The sequence below is a fragment of the Phaeobacter italicus genome (assembly GCF_001258055.1).
Classification (GTDB): domain Bacteria; phylum Pseudomonadota; class Alphaproteobacteria; order Rhodobacterales; family Rhodobacteraceae; genus Phaeobacter; species Phaeobacter italicus.
The window spans coordinates 89,416-107,489 of record NZ_CVRM01000036.1 but is presented as its reverse complement, the minus strand read 5'-3'; the positions used below and the strand labels follow the sequence as shown (position 1 = coordinate 107,489).

At 59.7% G+C, this 18,074-nt stretch carries 15 protein-coding genes; 8 read left to right on the top strand and 7 right to left on the bottom strand.

From position 1 onward, the window contains the following. The first annotated feature begins 3 nt into the window (after positions 1-3). From NIT7645_RS18125 to NIT7645_RS18115, 3 genes are read left to right on the top strand one after another with little or no spacing between them, the layout of a single operon-like run. Complete coding sequence (locus NIT7645_RS18125; protein WP_008563478.1) at positions 4-756, top strand: 5-oxoprolinase subunit B family protein; 753 nt, start codon at positions 4-6, stop codon at positions 754-756. Then, a complete protein-coding gene (locus tag NIT7645_RS18120) occupies positions 753-1,769 on the top strand; it encodes a 5-oxoprolinase subunit C family protein (RefSeq protein ID WP_008563453.1) in 1,017 nt (338 codons plus the stop codon). Before NIT7645_RS18125 ends, NIT7645_RS18120 begins: the two co-directional genes overlap by 4 nt. A 9-nt stretch (positions 1,770-1,778) precedes the next feature. Then, entirely contained in the window at positions 1,779-2,552 is a 774-nt protein-coding gene (locus tag NIT7645_RS18115; RefSeq protein ID WP_008563558.1) for a LamB/YcsF family protein, read from the top strand. Positions 2,553-2,626: 74 nt separating this feature from the next. On the opposite strand, the gene NIT7645_RS18110 is transcribed toward NIT7645_RS18115, so the two are convergent. After that, the gene (locus tag NIT7645_RS18110; protein WP_008563393.1) at positions 2,627-3,211 is read right to left on the bottom strand and encodes an invasion associated locus B family protein; all 585 of its coding nucleotides are present in this window, start codon (positions 3,209-3,211) and stop codon (positions 2,627-2,629) included. 161 nt (positions 3,212-3,372) lie between these two features. After that, the gene (locus tag NIT7645_RS18105; protein WP_008563466.1) at positions 3,373-4,266 is read right to left on the bottom strand and encodes a LysR family transcriptional regulator; all 894 of its coding nucleotides are present in this window, start codon (positions 4,264-4,266) and stop codon (positions 3,373-3,375) included. A 118-nt stretch (positions 4,267-4,384) separates the two neighbouring features. On the opposite strand from NIT7645_RS18105, the gene NIT7645_RS18100 reads away from it, so the two are divergent. Next, positions 4,385-5,935, top strand: coding sequence for a proton-conducting transporter transmembrane domain-containing protein (locus tag NIT7645_RS18100; protein WP_008563364.1), 1,551 nt, complete (start codon positions 4,385-4,387; stop codon positions 5,933-5,935). An 18-nt stretch (positions 5,936-5,953) separates the two neighbouring features. Beyond that, on the top strand, positions 5,954-8,392 hold the full coding sequence (locus NIT7645_RS18095) for a YbcC family protein (RefSeq protein ID WP_008563505.1): 2,439 nt from the start codon (positions 5,954-5,956) through the stop codon (positions 8,390-8,392). 62 nt (positions 8,393-8,454) lie between these two features. On the opposite strand, the gene NIT7645_RS18090 is transcribed toward NIT7645_RS18095, so the two are convergent. Genes NIT7645_RS18090 through NIT7645_RS18075 form a run of 4 tightly spaced genes read right to left on the bottom strand, consistent with a single transcriptional unit; the run spans position 8,455 to position 12,218 of the window. After that, positions 8,455-9,753: an AGE family epimerase/isomerase gene (locus NIT7645_RS18090; RefSeq protein WP_008563539.1), complete on the bottom strand. Its 1,299-nt coding sequence runs from the start codon at positions 9,751-9,753 to the stop codon at positions 8,455-8,457. A gap of 53 nt (positions 9,754-9,806) precedes the next feature. Beyond that, positions 9,807-11,012: an MFS transporter gene (locus NIT7645_RS18085; RefSeq protein WP_050687697.1), complete on the bottom strand. Its 1,206-nt coding sequence runs from the start codon at positions 11,010-11,012 to the stop codon at positions 9,807-9,809. A 5-nt stretch (positions 11,013-11,017) separates the two neighbouring features. Then, positions 11,018-11,278 carry a metal-sensing transcriptional repressor gene (locus NIT7645_RS18080; protein WP_037303212.1) on the bottom strand — a complete coding sequence of 87 codons (261 nt, stop codon included), beginning with the start codon at positions 11,276-11,278 and terminating at the stop codon, positions 11,018-11,020. A 31-nt stretch (positions 11,279-11,309) separates the two neighbouring features. Next, positions 11,310-12,218 (bottom strand): LysR substrate-binding domain-containing protein, encoded by a 909-nt coding sequence (locus NIT7645_RS18075; RefSeq protein WP_050687695.1) that lies wholly within the window; start codon positions 12,216-12,218, stop codon positions 11,310-11,312. Between the two features lie 117 nt (positions 12,219-12,335). Here NIT7645_RS18075 and NIT7645_RS18070 point away from each other — a divergent pair, with 117 nt between their 5' ends. Genes NIT7645_RS18070 through NIT7645_RS18060 form a run of 3 tightly spaced genes read left to right on the top strand, consistent with a single transcriptional unit; the run spans position 12,336 to position 16,599 of the window. Continuing rightward, positions 12,336-13,946 carry a GMC family oxidoreductase gene (locus NIT7645_RS18070; RefSeq protein WP_008563423.1) on the top strand — a complete coding sequence of 537 codons (1,611 nt, stop codon included), beginning with the start codon at positions 12,336-12,338 and terminating at the stop codon, positions 13,944-13,946. After that, positions 13,943-15,118, top strand: a complete 1,176-nt coding sequence (locus NIT7645_RS18065) for a mandelate racemase/muconate lactonizing enzyme family protein (protein ID WP_008563351.1) — start codon at positions 13,943-13,945, stop codon at positions 15,116-15,118. Before NIT7645_RS18070 ends, NIT7645_RS18065 begins: the two co-directional genes overlap by 4 nt. Then, on the top strand, positions 15,115-16,599 hold the full coding sequence (locus tag NIT7645_RS18060) for an aldehyde dehydrogenase family protein (protein ID WP_050687738.1): 1,485 nt from the start codon (positions 15,115-15,117) through the stop codon (positions 16,597-16,599). The genes NIT7645_RS18065 and NIT7645_RS18060 overlap by 4 nt, the downstream gene beginning before the upstream one ends. Positions 16,600-16,608: 9 nt before the next feature. On the opposite strand, the gene pdxR is transcribed toward NIT7645_RS18060, so the two are convergent. Further along, on the bottom strand, positions 16,609-18,051 hold the full coding sequence (gene pdxR, locus NIT7645_RS18055; RefSeq protein ID WP_050687736.1) for a MocR-like pyridoxine biosynthesis transcription factor PdxR: 1,443 nt from the start codon (positions 18,049-18,051) through the stop codon (positions 16,609-16,611). Between the last annotated feature and the right edge of the window lie 23 nt (positions 18,052-18,074).

Here is an 18,074-nt window from a genome sequence, read left to right as displayed (position 1 = left end):
CCGATGACTGACCTGCACACACAACCTGCTGATTTCACGCCACTGATCCGCACGGTCGGGATAGATGGCATGCTCATCAGTTTTGGCGAACGATTGAACGAGCCAGCAAACCGCGCGGCTCTTGCACTGCGAGCTGAGCTTGGGCGGTTGACCTGGGATGGCATCGAAGAGGTCTCAACGTCCCTAGTCTCTACCTACATTCGTTTTGATCCGCTCCATCTGGATCACAGGACCCTACGGACCAAGCTTGAGGGGCTTCTAGCGTCCAAGGATTGGTACGGGGCTCCGTTGCCGGAAAACCGACGCCTGTGGCGCATTCCGGCAGTTTTTGGATCTGAACTCGCCCCTCAACTGGAGCAGGCAGCAAGCGCGGCCGGGCTGAGCCCGGAAGACGCGATTGCACAGCTTGCTGCCGCCCGCGTTCGTGTCCAGACCATCGGGTTTGCTCCGGGCCAGCCTTATCTCGGTGAACTGCCGGAGGCCTGGGATATTCCCCGTCAAAGCCAACTCACCAACCGTATCCCAGAGGGTGCGTTGGCGGTAGCCATTCGCCAAATGGTGCTGTTTTCGGTCGCAACGCCAACTGGCTGGATGCACGTTGGTCAAACAGCGGTGCAATTGTTTCAACCACAAAGCGCAAATCCCTTTGTGCTCCGACCCGGCGACGAGGTGGCATTTACCCCCGCTACCGCCGAGGAGATCACCAACCTGCGGGCCGACCCGATGGGCGGCGCCAAGGCCGAGGTGCTGAAATGACCCGATCACTCAAGGTTCTGCGCATTGGCCCCGGCTGCACCGTTCAGGACGCAGGCCGACCCGGCTGGCTGGAATATGGCGTGTCCCGCGGTGGCGCCGCGGATCGACTGGCACTTGCCGAAGGTGCGGCGCTCCTTGCCCAATCCCACACCCTCGCAGCACTTGAGATGGTCGGCATGGGTGGAGAGTTCGAGGCCACAGAAGACCTCCGCATTGCCTTGACCGGTGCCCCGATGAAAGCCTCGATCGACGGCAGCGCCATTGCCTGGAACGCCAGTCATGTCCTTCCTGCGGGCGCTCGCCTCAGCATTGGTGCAGCCTTGCGCGGAACATACGGCTACCTGCACGTCGGCGGCGGCCTTGTGGTGCCCGAACAACTGGGAGCACGTTCTGTTCACCTTTCAGCAGGGATCGGTGCAGCCTGCCAATCTGGCGACACACTCCCCGTGGGCGAAGATGGCCAGTTCCAGACGGGGCTGGGGCTCAAGGTGGCCAACCGGTTTGAGGGCGGACAGGTCAGAATGGTGGCCAGCCTGCAAACCCATCTGTTCGCTGAAAAAGACCGCGCCCGTTTTGAACAAACACAGTTCCGCCGCGGGACGCGCGGAAACAGAATGGGGGTGCCATTGGATAGTGACGGTGCCGCGTTTTCACCTGACGGGGGGCGGACCGTGCTGTCAGAGGTCATCAGTCCCGGCGACATCCAGATCACTGGTGACGGAACCCCTTATTTGCTGTTGGCAGAATGTCAGACGACAGGGGGCTATCCTCGCATTGGGACGGTCATCCCCTGTGATCTACCTCTCCTCGCCCAAGCCCCGGCCGGTGCGCCCCTCTGCTTTCAGTTTGTCACTCTTGAGGCAGCTTTGGAGGCAGAGGAGAAAGCCCGTTCTCATCAATCCGGTTTGCGCACGGCGTGCAAACCGCTCATCCGTGATCCCCACACCATTGCGGATCTCTTGTCCTATCAACTGATCAGCGGCGCGATCGCTGGCGAAGAAGATGTCTTGTAAGGAGCTGACATGACCCGAACTGTCGATCTGAACGCCGATATGGGCGAAGGTTTTGGTGCCTGGAACCTTGGGGATGACGCAGCCCTTCTGGATATCGTCACCTCAGCCAATATTGCCTGCGGTTTTCACGCAGGTGATTGGGACGTGATGGCCAAGACAATGGCAAATGCACGCGAAAAGGGCACTGGCATCGGCGCGCATCCGGGTTTCCCCGATCTGCACGGGTTTGGGCGACGCCGAATGGACATCCCGCATGCCTCACTTGCCAATCTTGTGCGCTACCAACTTGGTGCGGCGCAGGCGATGGCGACTGCGGCCGGCACCAAGGTGCGCCACCTGAAACTGCACGGTGCATTGGCGAATATGGCCTCTGAAGATCAGGACATGGCGCGAGCCTGTTACGAGGGGGCACTGTCTGCTGATCCTGATATCATCGTCATGGTTCTGGCAGGGACGGCCCAGCAAGCCGCTGTCGCAGAGCTGGGATGCGCCGCCGCCTGCGAAATCTTTGCAGATCGCGCCTACAATGACGACGCAACACTGGTCGACCGCAAACTGCCAGGATCCGTCATCCACGACCCCAAGGAGGCAGGTCAACGTATGGTGGACATGGTACGTGAAGGGGCAATCATCACGGCCAGCGGAAAACGGATCGAAACACGCATCGATACGATTTGCCTGCACGGTGACACCCCAACGGCCGTCGCCATCGCCGCAGAAGTCCGCCGCGCTTTGAAAGACAGCGGTGTAGGGCTGGCCCAATTCACAGGCGCCCCGATCTGATGACAGCGCTTGCGCGGGCTCACTTTTCCCGCGCAAGCGCTAGGCACACGCAAGCTGGGCCTGGCCGATCCACCCTATTGTCGCTTTGCCCAATGGGCGCGGTAGCTGTCAAATGCGGCAGAAAACCCATCCAGCGGCCAGCTCAGCGCGTATCGTGCGCCGCTGCGATCTTCAAAACGCAGCTCCAGAACACCGCCTGCGCGCATCTCTCTCAGGACAGCGCTTGAGCTCTCGGCATCGAAATCACACTGCGCCCACAACAGACATTGGCGGTCATCCTGAACCCAGACGATGTCGTCGCCTCTGCGGATCTGAAACCCACCCGGCAGAAAAACACTGCCCGGTTCAGGGCCAAACTGGATCCGGTCGCCCGCCCCGTCAGGCGTAACAAAGGCAAACAAAGCGCCAAGTTTCGGGGTCTGTGTATAGACATCTACCCAACGCACATAGCAGCGCTGGCGCAGGCCTGATGGCTCTTCTCTCTCATCACAGATTGTCTTCCAAACCCCATGGGTTTCGTATTCCGTTACACGCCAGTTTCCAGCTGTATCGCGGCCATCAAGGTCCTGCGCCACTGCTGCACTTGCAGTGCTCAGTACCATAAGGCCAACAGCCGCAAACCCGCGACCGATGGCCAGACCAAAAGAACGAGGTAACATATTCATCTCCTGAAAACGGTGGTCACATCAGCCACTCAAATGCCGCGACGCATATGAGGGTGTTATACCCGCCGTTTGAGAGGAGTTGTGGCTGCGAGCGGTGACATCTGCTCACAACTGCGATAGGGCGGCCAATCACTTCGGTGAAACCTCAAGTGACATCAGCCCGCTGTGCCCAAGACCTCGCTGCGATCAGCCAGCAGTTCCTGCACGAGAGGATTGGGGAACCGGCGGCGCAAGGTGATGGCATAGAACGTCTCTCGAATGCGAGGATGCTCTCGGGCTTCGACCAGACGCCCAGAGGTCAGCTCGTCCTGAACGACGATAGGCGCCACCAGCGCAAGACCGATGTTCTCGCGGGCAAGCAGACGCATCATTGCCATATCGTCCACCTCGGCCACCACCTGAGGCACCACGGACAGTCGACTTGCCATGGCATCGAATGCTGTGCGCATCGTGGTATCGGTGGTTGGCAGGACAAAGGGATGGTCTTCGATAAGATTGCGGATGGGCTGTTCTGGATCAAACCGATCCGGAGAACCAACAATGCTCACCGCCTGATCTGCGATCTGGTGCGTCTCGTACGGTGTCAAACTGTCGTTTGGGGGTTCGCGGTTCATCAAAACGAGATCGAGATTGAGGGTCGCGAGCCCTTCCAACAACTCTGTTGGACTACCAGAGCGGACGATCACCTCCACATCTGTGCGCGCCAACATTGGCCGCAAGAAACCGATCTGAAAGTTGCGAGACAGTGTCGCAAGGGCACCAACCCGCAACGCCTGCCGACTGCGCCCTGTTTCCTGCAGCGTCGCGATAAGCTCTTGGCCTGTAGCGAAAATCGCATCTGCATGATCCAACGTTATGCGCCCTGCTTCGGTCAAATGCAGCTGCCGACCTCGGCGATCAAACAGGGGGTGACCCAGACGCTCCTCCAGCTGTTTAATCTGCACCGACAGTGCCGATTGCGACAGATTGAGACGCTGCGCCGTGCGGGTCAGGTTCCCGTCATGAGCGACGGCCCAGAAGTAGCGAAGGTGATGATAATTGAGCGGCATTCGTTCATTTTATTAGAACGAAAAGATCAAAACAATGAATTTTTCCTAACCCTGGAACTGTTCTACCTAGTCCGGCAACGCAGCGCTCCTCTGCTGCCACGCCTGATGGGAGATCGACATGTTCCTCACTCTGCTGCCATTTCTGGCACCCGCCATTCTGATCGGATTGGCCCTGCGCGCCCGCAATTTTCCAGGACAACGCCCCGGCAACCTGCCCCGCCTGGCCGAATGGGGCGCATTGGCTGCATTCGCGGTGTCTGCCATCTCTGCATTGATAGTGATCTTGCAGGGCCCCGCCACCTCCCCCTTGATCGGGGTGTATGGCGTTGGCCTTTCCGCCCGCCTCGATGCGGTGAGCGTCACAATGCTCTGCCTTGTCAGCTTTATCGGTTGGATCGTCCTGCGCTACAGCGCAACCTATATGGATGGCGAAATGCGGCAGGGCGCATTCACCGGATGGATGTGCGCAACGCTTGCTTCGGTTCTTCTTCTGGTCATGTCTGGCAATCTGATCCAGCTGCTTCTTGCTTGGACAGCGACCAGCCTGAGCCTGCATCAGCTGCTTTTGTTTTATCCCGAACGGACCACTGCGCAGCGTGCGGCTCGCAAAAAGGCGGTGGTCGCCCGCGCCAGTGAAGCCGCCTTGGCCGTTTCGGTCGCTGTTCTGGTCGGCGCATATGGAACGACGGACATCGCCACCATCTTGGCCACCGCAACACCGGATCTTCTGACGGTTTTCGCAGCCCTTGGGATTGCTTTGGCCGCAGTTCTGGCCTCGGCCCAGTTTCCTGTGCACGGCTGGCTGACCGAAGTCATGGAAGCCCCCACTCCCGTTTCTGCGCTGCTCCATGCAGGCGTGATCAACGCTGGTGGCTTTCTCCTCATCCGCTTTGCAGATGTTATGCTCGCTGCACCCGGCATCATGGCGCTTTTGGTGATGCTCGGCGGCTTTACCGCGCTCTTTGGCGGCCTTGTGATGCTGACCCAGCCCGCAGTCAAAACCTCTCTGGCATGGTCAACAATTGCTCAGATGGCCTTCATGGTCATGCAATGTGGTCTCGCGCTGTTCCCACTCGCCCTTCTGCACATCGTGGCGCACTCGCTTTACAAGGCCCATGCCTTCCTCAGTGCGGGTGAAGCCGTCAGCAACGTTGCGGCGATCCGCCGGCCTGGTCCCGTCGCGGTCCCCAGCGCGCGCAATGTGATGCAAGCCTTCGGGATCGGGATCGTGATCTATGCGGTCGTCGGGGGCGTCTTCGGCTTTGACGGCAAGTCCGTGCAGGCGGTCGCCCTTGGCGTCATCCTGATCTTTGGTGTGGCCTATCTGCTGGCTCAGGGATTTGCGGACGCCGCCCCTGGTGCGCTGACCCGCCGGACAGTGATCTATGCCGCTGCAACATCGATCAGCTACTTCGTTTTGCAGATTGTCGCACTGAAATTGACCGCAGGCACCCTGCCCGCGACTCCATCCCCCGGCCCGCTGGAATGGGCGCTCATCATCCTCGCCTTGATCAGCTTTGGCCTGGTTGCGGTTGCGCAGGCCACATTCCCCCTGTGGGCCACCCACCCGGCTGCGGCAGGCCTGCGCGTTCACCTGTCCAACGGGCTTTACGCCAACGCTCTCTTTGATCGTGTCCTTGATGGCTGGTCAAAGCGGGCCACAACCTAACCCCAGGAGATTTGCACGATGTTCATGAAGCATGAAACCTACCCCGCCGCGCTCCTGGAGCTTGTCAGCAAGGCAAATTCAGCCAGCCGCCAGATTCCGCCGCTCTTTCCGCTGACCTCAAGCGTCGCCGTGAACCCGTTCCTTGGCCAAACCGAAGAACCCCTCGCAACCGCGTCGGCGCGGCTGGCGCGTGTGGCGGATGGCCGTGTCACTCCGGCTCGGAGCCACTGGAGGGACAAGATCGCAGCGGGCGACATCCTCGACGACGATCTGACGGACGCTCTGGCCGTTGTGGCCGGTCCGTTTGATGCCCCATCCATTGAGGATATCCAGGCTGCACTGGACGCAGGTGACACGGACGAACCGAACCCGCTGCCAACTGTCGCGGAACTGGCTGCAGACGTATCTGGCATTGATTGGCCGGGACTTATCAGCGAACGGATCGGCGCCTTTGCGGCAAGCCATTTTGATAACGGGCAGGCGTTGTGGCAACCGGATCGCACCGGAGGCACCTTTGCAGCTTGGCGCCAATTTGCGAGCCGCGATCTGACCCCGGAAATTCACGGCCTCAAGGGGTTTGGCGCCTTTGTATCGGCGACCAACCGCTCGCAGTGGCGGGCCATCGGGCGGGCATCGGAAACCCTGGGGATCGGCTTTGATGCTGCGGCAACAGCCTTTCACCGCTATCTCATCACCCTCGAAGGTTGGGCTCAGTATGGCCGCTACCTGCTGTGGCAGGCAGAACTGGCAGGCAAGAGCGACACCACAACCGTTGAATTGCTGGCGATCCGGATGGTCTTTGACGAGGCGCTGTTCCACCAGTATCGCGAGCAGATCATCGATCGGTGGCACGACATCATCGCCGAGCATGAGACGCCGGTCACCCCAAGCCGGGACCTTGTCATTGACGCGATCCTTCAGGAAGCAGGAGACCGGGCCCAGCAGCGTAAACTTGGGGCGACGTTGGCCGCACGCAAGACAACAGAAGCCGAAGACGAAAACCAGCGGCCTGCATTGCAAGCGGCCTTCTGCATCGACGTCCGCTCCGAAGTGTTCCGCCGGGCACTGGAAGCACAGGACGGTGCGATCAAAACCATCGGGTTTGCAGGATTCTTCGGTTTGGCAGCAGCCCACAAGGCAGCTGGTTCGGACGTCTGCGAAGGGCGCGGACCAGTTCTGCTCAATCCGGGCGTGACCTCCTCGGCAGTAGAAGCAAGCGATGCAGATTTGGCGCGGCGTTATGCGGCACGTGCGAAACGGGCCTGGGGGCGGTTCAAACTCGCCGCCGTATCGTCCTTTGCTTTTGTCGAGGCGACTGGCCCGGTTTATGCTGGTAAGCTGCTGAAAGATGCCTTCGGCACCGGCCACAGCGCCCGGGCTGATCCCGCACCCCAACTGGACAGCTCTGTTGATCTGGCGACAAAGGTGACGACGGCCAAGACGATCCTGTCCGCCATGTCCCTGACCAAAGGATTTGCCCGTGTTGTCATGCTTGCAGGCCACGGTGCGGACGTGGCCAACAACCCTCACGCCAGTGCGCTGCATTGCGGCGCCTGCGGCGGATACGCTGGTGATGTAAACGCCCGGCTGCTTGCCGGTCTGTTGAACGACAGCGCAGTCCGGGCCGGACTGCACGAGCAGGGGATCGAAATCCCTGCTGACACCGTGTTCCTGCCAGCGCTGCACTACACGACGACTGACAAGGTGACTTTGTATGAGCAGGACATCCCCGCAACAGTCGCCGCCGGGCTGACCGCAGAACTTTCCAAGATCCGCGGATGGCTGGATGCTGCTGGCGCGTTGACCCGCACAGAGCGGGCCGCCCGCCTGCCGCGTGCAGACAATGGCGAGGATATCCTTGGCCGTGCCACGGATTGGTCCGAGCTGCGCCCCGAATGGGGACTTGCCGGCTGCTGCGCCTTCGTCGCCGCCCCGCGTGGGCGGACCGAGGGGACGGTACTGGATGGTCAGTCGTTCCTGCACAACTACGACTGGCAGGCCGATGACGGTTTTGGTGTGCTAGAGCTGATCATGACTGCGCCGGTCGTTGTCGCGAGCTGGATCAGCTTGCAGTATTACGGATCAACCGTGTCGCCCACGCTGTTTGGGGGTGGCAACAAGCTGCTGCACAACGTGGTCGGTGGCATTGGAGTGCTGGAAGGCAACGGCGGCGCTCCAAAACCGGGCCTGCCTTGGCAGTCGGTGCATGATGGCGAGGCGTATCAGCACGATCCATTGCGCCTTTCGGTAATCATCGAAGCGCCGCAGGAGGCGATGACCGATATTCTGGAACGTCACCCGACGGTTCGCGCCCTGTTTGACAACCGCTGGCTGCACCTGATTGCGATGGACAGCGACGGCCAGCTGGCCGCACGCTACGATGGAGATCTGAAATGGTCCGCAATCACACCGGCGGCGAAAAACGACGGTGCCAGCTTTGATTTGGCAGCGGAGTGATTTTCATATCCGGAACCAAACACCCCTCGCAGCATTGCGGGTGGGTGTTTGCGTTTCACGGATCAGATCGGGCTAGCAAGAAAATCACGCCCCAACGCCTGCACACTGCGGATATGTGCAATCGGCGTTTTGGCCAGCGGAAACAGGCACGCCTGGAATGAATGATACAGGTCTGGTTTGCCTTCAAAGATCGTCATCTTCGGCTTGCCCGAAGGATCGATCTCCGGGATCCAGCCACCGTTTTTGTGATCCACAAATCGCGCCGACGCGAACTGCCACAATCTCCGATACCAATGTTCGTCCTCGTCTCTGCGCTCCAGCTTGATAAGCGTGGCTAACGCGCCGATCGCCTCTGTCACAGGCCAGCAGAACCGGTTTGCCATCGCAATCGATCCATCAAAATTCAGCGTGTAGGCAAGACCGCCCTCGATAGAATACCCCTCGGCTTTTGCACCCACCATCCAAGCATCTGTCAAAGCCTGTTCGATCAACGCGCGCGCCCGTTTGGGAGCAGTTGCATCCCTGCGATCCGTCAAATCCCAATGGTGAAGCAGCAGGCGCCCCAATTCCAGCGAATGCCCCGGTGTCGTACCTGCCGGGCGGAACATCGGATCACCGGAGTATGCCCGATCAATCTGCCAGTTCTCCGTATAGTGTTCGGGCAAGCGCCAACCCTCTTGCGGGGCGATTTGCACGGTGAACCTATCAAGAATGCGACCGGCACGGTGCAGGAACAGCTCCTGTCCAGTTGCTTCATAAGCTGCAAGGAGCGCCTCAACCCCGTGCATGTTGGCATTCATGCCGCGGTAGGTTGAAAACGGCGACCAATCCCTGCTCCACTCATCCGCAAAAAGGCCTGCCTCTTCTTCCCAGAAACGTTCCGCCAGGACATCTGCCACATCGGACAAGAGCGGATCTGCAGCCGCATGCCCGGCCATCTTTGCAGTCGACGCTGCAAGCAGAACAAAAACATGCCCATAGGCGAGCTTGCGGGGATCAGCGATCTGATTACCTCGCAGCCCCCAGACATAACCACCGTGGACTTTGTCATGGTGAAAATCCCGCAAGTAGGCCAGCCCCTGCTCGACCATCTTTCCCGCGCCTGCAAGCCCGATCATTTCAGCAAGCGCATAGCAGTGAACAAGACGCGTTGTACTGTGCAGCTCCTGCAGGTCGTCAGGGCGGTGGTTTCCCTGCATGTCGAGCTGCTGGAAACCGGGCGTTTCCCCCAGGCTTGCCTCAAAAAATTTCAACTGACGCAGAGCATCGCTGCGCAGGAAAGCGCGATGACCCTGATCATCAACCCAAAATCCAGCTGCATCGACAGCAGCGCCGCAGGTGTGGGGGTCCGGGGCGGTCATCACATATCTCCTGAGGGTTTGTGACACCGTTATTCCTTGAACAGTTAGCGCTGTCAAAGGCGCTGTTGCATCTCACGATCCGGCGACCTGCGCCACAGCACCATCGCCGCGCCAAGGCCCAACAGCGCAATCCCTCCGAGGATCAAATATGCCGAGGACAAACTGAACCGGGCTCCGATTTGGCCGGCAAGCGGGTAGGTGATGAGCCAGCAAGAATGGCTGAGGGCGAATTGGGCTGCAAAGAGAGCGGGCCGATCTTCTGCGCTGGCCGATCTTCGCAAAAGGCGGCCGGTCGGCGTCTGCGCGATGCTGAATCCACACCCAAGAAGGGCCCAAAGCACAACCATGCCAGTGAAACTGCCCAGCCACGGACCGGCGAACAGCCCTCCGGTCAGAACGCCCCCGCCAAGCAGCATCATCGGTTTATCTGCAACGATCTCAAGAACACGAGGCAGCAGCAAAGCAGCAACCATTGATCCTGCGCCAAAGGCTGACAGGGCAATCGCGACCTCGGGTTCCCCCAACTCAAACCGCCCCTTCACCAGAACAACAGTGTTCACAATCACCATCGAAGATGCGGCCGCGACGGTCACATTCAGGGCCAGAAGCCCCCGCAGGCGCGGCGTCGCAAGATACAGGCGCAGCCCACGTGTCGTGCGCTCCCAGATACCGCGAGGTTTTGAGGGGCGCGGCGATGAGACCGGCACGGACAAGACCAACACTGCCGACGCAAGAAAACCCAGAACCGTGCCACCGAACAGCACGGGGAAACTGACAACTGTCAAAAGAGCCGCCGCCAGCATTGGCGACAGCAGACTTTCAAGATCATAGGCCAATCGGGATAACGACAGGGCGCGGGTATACTCTGCCTCGTCCGGTAGAACGTCCGGAATTGTCGCCTGAAACGTGGGGGTAAAACCAGCTGACGCCGCCTGCATGAGGAAGATCAGGACATAGATCTGCCAAACCTCGGTGACAAAGGGCAACGCAACGGCAACCACCGCACGCAGCACGTCCAAACCCACCAGCATGGTTCGGCGCGGAACCTGAACAGCCAGCGCCGACGCCACCGGCGCAAGCGTCACATAGGCAACCATCTTGATTGCGAGCGCTGTGCCAAGGACGACACCTGCGTCATCACCCGCAATGTTCCAGGCCAACAGGCCAAGCGCGACGGTTGCCAGCCCCGTGCCCAACAAGGCAATGACCTGAGCCGCGAACAGGTGGCGATAGGTCCGGTTTGCAAGGATCGACAGCATGAAAACTACAACAGTTTTGCAAGCGCGCGCAGCTCTGCCAGCTCCGCTTCGCTGCTTTCGGTGCCGATGCAGTGGTCAATATGATCGTGGATCAGAACCCGCTTGGCGTTGCCCACCGCTTTCTCGACGGCCTGCATCTGCACCGCGATATCGGAACAGGGTTTTTCGTCCTCCAGCATCTCGATCACGTGGCGCAAATGGCCCTGCGCCCTTTTCAATCGGGTGATGAGCTTGGGGTGAGTCCTGTGTTTGTGAGGGTGTTCCATATAGTCGACATATCCCCCCTAGGGGGTTGGATCAAGGAACATCTGCAACACCGGACAGGGGGTCCTGCCTGGCCGCCGCTTGCAGCCAGCGTGCCAGTTCCGCGGCATCCGCTCGGTGTGGGTTTCGATCAAACGGGAGCACGATATAATGCCCCTGATCCGTCGAAAGCTCCGTATCTCCAATGCGTTGCAGACGTCCTTCTTGTAGATAGGGACGCGCAAAGATATCCGCGACCAACGCAGCCCCAAGGCCCTTTGCTGCAAACTCCAACGCGATCAGCGATTGATCTACTTTCAAAACCGGTTCAGGAACTCCGCCGCTCAACCCCATCTCGGCAAAGAAATGCTGCCAGGTGTCCACCACCCCTCCCAGCTCGATCAATGGCAGCTCTTGCAGATCCTCTGAGCCAACTGACGCAACAAGGTGCGGCGCGGCGACAGCGATCACCTTGTTGCGCAAAAGGGGCACAGCCATGCCATCCGCCCAGCGACCATCGCCGTAGCGAATATCGATGTCGATTGCGTCACCATCGACTTTCTCCGCCCAAGAGGAGGACAAGACCCGCAGTTTGCTGTCCGGGAACTCTCGTTTGAAGCGTTCCAATTGCGGAACCAGCCACAGGATGTTCAACGAGGCCAGGCAGCGAATTGTGATCTCGGACTTGACGTCCTTGCCGAACAGCGAGGCGGTGGTCGCGTCAATGTCGACAAAAGCCTTGGCCACCACCGGTAGGTAGGCATGACCAAGGGGGGTCAGCTCTAGTGACTTTCGGCTTCTGCGAAACAGCTTGTGGCCAAGCTGCGCCTCTAGTCCGCGGACCTGATAGCTGACCGCGGATGGGGTAAGCCCCAGCTCCCCCGCCGCCAAGGTGAAACTGCGCAAACGCGCGCTTGCATCAAAAGCGCGCAGCCATGTGAGCGGAGGAAGATCTTGGTACATCCCCAGAGCCTGACAGTTGGGCGAATTTTTTCAAGGTCATGACAAATTTTTTTTCGTTTTGGAAAAGAGACCCCGCTCTGTAACGCTCGCATGACAACAATCGCGAGCGGATGCCACATGGCGGACTATGATTTCATTATTGTCGGAGCGGGCTCCGCCGGCTGCGTCTTGGCCGAACGCCTGACACGATCAGGACGCCATCGCGTGCTTTTGCTGGAAGCCGGCGGCAGGGGCCGGTCTCCCTGGATCTCCTTGCCGCTTGGCTATGGCAAGACCTTCTACAATGGGTCTGTAAACTGGAAATACCATACAGAAACAGAAAGCACTCTTGCAGGGCGCAGCGGGTACTGGCCACGGGGCAAAGGTGTCGGCGGATCGGGGGCCATCAATGCGCTGGTCTACGCCCGCGGCCTGCCATCGGACTTTGACGATTGGGAAGCCAACGGCGCCGTCGGCTGGGGCTGGCGAACGGTCGAAGCGGCATACAGCGCATTGGAAACACAGGTCGCGCCGGATGGGTCCAAGATCGGCGCGGGACCGATCCATGTGCAAGATGTCTCAGACCAGATCCACGTATCCAATCGCCACTTTTTTGCCGCGGCGAAAGAGCTTGGGCTGCCACAAACGGACAATATCAACGCACCAGGCGGTGAAGGCGCTGCCGTTTACCGGATCAACACAAGCGGGGGCCGCAGAATGCACTCGGCTCGGGCTTGTCTGTCCCCTGCGTTGCGCCGACCCAACCTCACTCTGATGACCGATGCCTTTGTGGAACGTATCCACTTTGATGGCCGCAGGGCGGTCTCTGTAAAGGCCAAGGTGAAAGGCAAGCCGCGGCTTTTGTCAGCCGGTCGGGAGATCATCCTGTCAGCCGGCGCAGTCACTTCACCGCGACTGCTGCAGCTGTCCGGCATCGGCCCGCTTGCGCTGTTGAAACAACATGGAATTGATCCGGTCCTCGACGCGCCCGAGGTTGGTGGCAATCTTCAAGACCACCTGGGGATCAACTACTACTTCAAAGCAACGGAACCCACGCTGAACAACGCACTTCGCCCTTTTCACGGCAAGCTGCGGGCAGCTGCTCAATATGCTTTGGCTCGGCGCGGACCTCTGGCTCTGTCGGTGAACCAATGCGGGGGTTATTTCCGCTCAGCTGCGGATTTACCTGCTCCGGATCAGCAACTGTACTTCAATCCGGTGACATACACGACAACACCCGATGGCAAGCGCGAGGTGATCCAGCCAGATCCATTTGCGGGCTTCATTCTTGGCTTCCAGCCCTCTCGCCCCACCAGTAGGGGCCGCATCGATATCCGCAGCGCAGATCCGCATGATGCCCCGTTGATCCAACCTAATTCGCTCGCGACTGAAGAGGACCAGGCGCAGGTGGTGGCAGGGGGAATGCTGTGTCAACGCCTCGCACGGACCGAAGCATTGCAACGTCTGATCGAGACCCCGATGGAGCCTGACATCCGGAGACTTTCTGCGGACGAAATCCTCGCAGACTTCAGAGAGCGTTGCGGAACTGTCTTCCACCCCGTCGGCACCTGCCGAATGGGTGCCGATCCCAAGACGGCTGTCGTCTGCCCGCAGCTGCGTGTGCATGGCATCGACGGGCTACGGGTTATTGACGCCTCTGTTTTTCCCAACATCACGTCAGGCAACACAAATGCCCCCACCATGATGCTGGCCCATCGGGCCGCTGATCTCATTTTGGAGTCCACATGAGCACACCCTACTCTGCCTCTGGCGCCGTCCCCTTGAGCAATGGCCAAGGACAGGACGACACAGGCCCACGCATCGCGAAAATTGAAACCTTCTGTACGCCCCTTGTTGGATTTGTACGGGTCACCAGCGAAGACGGACAGCAAGGCTGGGGTCAGGTGTCGACCTATAACAGCGATCTGACCTGCGAAATCCTCCACCGACAGGTCGCCCCTTGGGCGCTCGGCCGGGGGATGGATGCGATGGAGCAGGTGATCAGCGAAATCCCCCTGCGCGAACACAAGTACCCCGGCACGTATCTCCGCCGCGCGATGGCTGGTCTCGACACGGCCGTTTGGGACTGGCGTGGCAGAGACGCGCAGAAACCTGTTGCTGCGCTTCTTGGGGGATCGGCAGGGCCAGTGCGGGCCTATGCCTCTTCCATGCGGCGGGACATTTCACCAACTGACGAGGCGGACCGGCTCAAGGCATTGCGCGACCAATTCGGATTTGATGCCTTCAAGGTGCGCGTCGGCGCAGAATGCGGTCAGGATCGCGACGAATGGCCGGGACGAACAGAAGAAATCATCCCGGTCATCCGACAGGAATTGGGCGCAGATGTCGCGCTGCTTGTGGACGGAAATTCCGGTTTTTCAGCTACCCGCGCCATTGATGTGGGGCACATGTTGCAGGACCATGGCTATGAACACTTCGAGGAACCCTGCCCCTTCTGGCTGCTCGATGAAACCGCCAAGGTTACGAAGTCCCTGACGATGGACGTCGCCGGCGGAGAGCAGGATTGGGACATGCAGCAATGGCGCCGCATGATCGATACGCGCGCTGTCGATATCCTTCAGCCAGACATTCTATACCTCGGCGGGATCGGCCGCAGCATGGAGGTCGCCCATATGGGGGCGGAGGCTGGCCTGCCCTGCACCCCGCATTGCGCCAATCTCTCCCTTGTGACCCTTTTCACCATGCACATGCTGCGGGCCATTCCGAATGCTGGGCGGTATCTCGAATTCTCGATCGAGGGCGATGACTACTACCCCTGGCAACGGGATCTGTTTGTGAACACCCCCTACACCATTCAGGACGGGCAGGCCCATGTCACAGACGCGCCCGGTTGGGGCGTTGAAGTTTGCCCCGAATGGCTCGCCCAGTCGTCCTACAAATGCAGCGAAACATCACGATGACACAAGACCAGCTGATCTCTGACTACATGAACACCGGTCGCATTGCGGACCTGCCGACCAGCCATTTCATTGGCGGCCAGTCAGTGCCCCCCGCCAATGGCAAAACAATGCTGAGCCATGACCCCGGTACTGCCACGGCATTTTCCGAATTTGCCCGTGGCAACGACCAAGACATCGATCATGCGATCACCAGCGCCTGCGTCGGCTTCGAGGTCTGGCGCAGCACTCCCCCGGCCAAACGCTGCGCCGTTCTGAACGAAGCTGCCCGCCTGATGCGCGCGCAGAGCCATCAACTGGCTCTGCTCGAAAGCATCGACAGCGGCAAAACCCTGGCCGAGGCTTCTGGTGATATCGCGGGTTCGGCCAGATTGCTGGAATACTACGCAGGGGCAAGTGACAAACTGGACGGGCGCAGCGTGAATCTTGGCAATGACAACGCGGCCTTTACGGTCAGGGAACCTGTTGGCGTGACCGCGCATATCATTCCTTGGAACTACCCCACTTCGACGCTGGTTCGAGGGATTGCCCCGGCTCTTGCTGCAGGGTGTTCCGCAGTAGTGAAGCCAGCTGAGACAACGCCCTTCACGGCCTTGATGATTGCTGAGCTTCTGGTCCGCGCCGGCCTTCCGCCTGATGTGGTGAACGTCGTCACAGGCACTGGCCCAGAAGCCGGAGCGCCACTGGTGCAAGACCCCCGCGTTCGGCACGTGACCTTTACCGGGTCAGTTGCCACAGGCGTCGGCGTCATGCAGCAGGTGGCGCCGAATGTGACAGGGCTCACTCTGGAGCTGGGCGGGAAATCGCCGCTGATCGCTTTTGCGGATGCAGATATCGATGCTGTTGTCGAAGGAGCGTTCTGGGCAATTTTCTCGAATGCCGGGCAAATCTGCTCTGCCGGCTCTCGACTGGTCATTCACCGCGACATCCACGCCGAGGTCCGCGACCGACTGATCGCCAGGGCACAAGGCATGACCATCGGCCACGGGCTGCGCAATCCAGACATGGGCGCAGTAAACTCGGATCGTCACCTGGCTCAGATAGATGGACACGTAGAGCGGGCCCGGTCCTGTGGAGTCGATATTGTCTGTGGCGGACACAGCCTGACCGATCCCGAGACCGGGCTTGGCTGGTTTTATACTCCGACAATTTTGGATGATGTCGCAGCAGACAACGACGCTGTGCTGAAAGAAATCTTCGGCCCCGTGCTGACCATCCAGGTCTTTGACGACGAAGACGAGGCGCTGACGCTTGCAAATGGAACGGAGTTCGCGCTCGCCGCGGGAATTTATACGCGTGATATTTCAACAGCCTTGCGCATGGCACGACGGGTAGATGCCGGCCAAGTCACAGTGAACGACTATTGGGCCGGTGGGATCGAATTGCCATTTGGGGGCAACCGAAAATCCGGCTTTGGTCGGGAAAAAGGGATCGAAGGGCTGGATGCCTATCTGCGGTCGAAGGCGATCACGGTCGCAGTCTGATCCACTTGGCTAGGCACGCAGACAATCTGCAAGAACGCGCGCTGCGTCCTCCAGCGCGCGTTCATCAAATCCTGCGAACCCCAACACAAGACCTCGCGCAGTCTCTGGACCTTCGAAAAACCCTGAAAGCGGCATGAGGTTGACACCCCGCTTTCTCGCCCGCTTGGAAATCTCGTCATCTGACAGCCTGCTGGCCAATTCAAGCGATGGCCGCACGACCAGATGCATACCCGACGGGATGTTGTCCACCTCCAGAAGATCCCCTGCATACCGCTCTAACGCGGTGACAAGCGCGCTGTGACGCTTGCTATACATGCGCCGCATCCGCCGGATGTGGGTTGCGAAATCTCCGCTTTCCATGAACCGCGCCATAACCGGCTGGACCATGACAGATGCTTGTGGATCAACGTCACCGACACCCTCGCGGAAACGTCCGATCAACGACCTTGGCACCACCACAAACCCCAGGCGCAGCGCCGAAAACACGACCTTTGAGAAACTGCCGACATAGATAACCCTATCATCGTTGCTAAGGTTCATCATCGCGGGCAAGGGTTGGCCCTGATAGCGATACTCGCTGTCGAAATCATCCTCGATGACATAGCCGTCGTTCTGCTTGGCCCAGTCAATCAGCTCCAGTCGCCGCGACAGCGGCATCGTCACACCAAGTGGGTAGTGCCGGGACGGCGTCACGATCACACCTTTGGCCTCTGACACTGTGTGCTGATCGCGCCGGATGTCAAAGCCCTGATCGTCAACGACAACAGGTACAGCCTGCAAACCGTTCCTCCGCAGGGCGCGGTTCATCGCACCGTAGCCCGGGTTTTCGGTCATCACGGCATCACCGGGCGCAAAAAGCGTTTCGGCCAGTATGCTGATCGCCTCTCCCAGGCCCGATGTGATGATGATCTGATCCGCCCCACAACGCAGGCCGCGCCATTGCGCCAGATGCTCAGCGATGGCCCGGCGCAGCGGATGCCAACCAAAAGGGTCCGGGCGCTGCAGCAGTTCGACATCAGGGTAACGCCAGACCGCGTCGTGATGTCGGCTCCATTGGCGAAATGGAAACTCTGCCATGTCTGGGGCAGAAACATCAAAAGGACGCGGCGGTACGGGCTGAGAGATCTCATCAAGTTCTGCGGGACCCAATGGATCCGTCGCAGAACGAGGGGCAAGATCGGGCAGCTCTGCCTCGACAAAAACCCCGGATCGCGCTCGTCCTTCCAGATATCCTTCGCTGATCAACTGGTCGATCACGGCTGCAACCGTAACGCGCGAAACGGACAGCTCTGCTGCCAGCGTCCTGCTGGACGGTAATTTGCTGCCAGGTGTCAGGCCGCCATGCAGGATCAATCGCCGCAGCTGCATCAGCAACTGCGCTTGCAGCGTTTCACCCCCGTCGCGATCCAGCGACAATGATAGCAGGGACGCCCCTGTTTTGGCCTTAGTCATAACGGGAAAGTTGGACAAATCCA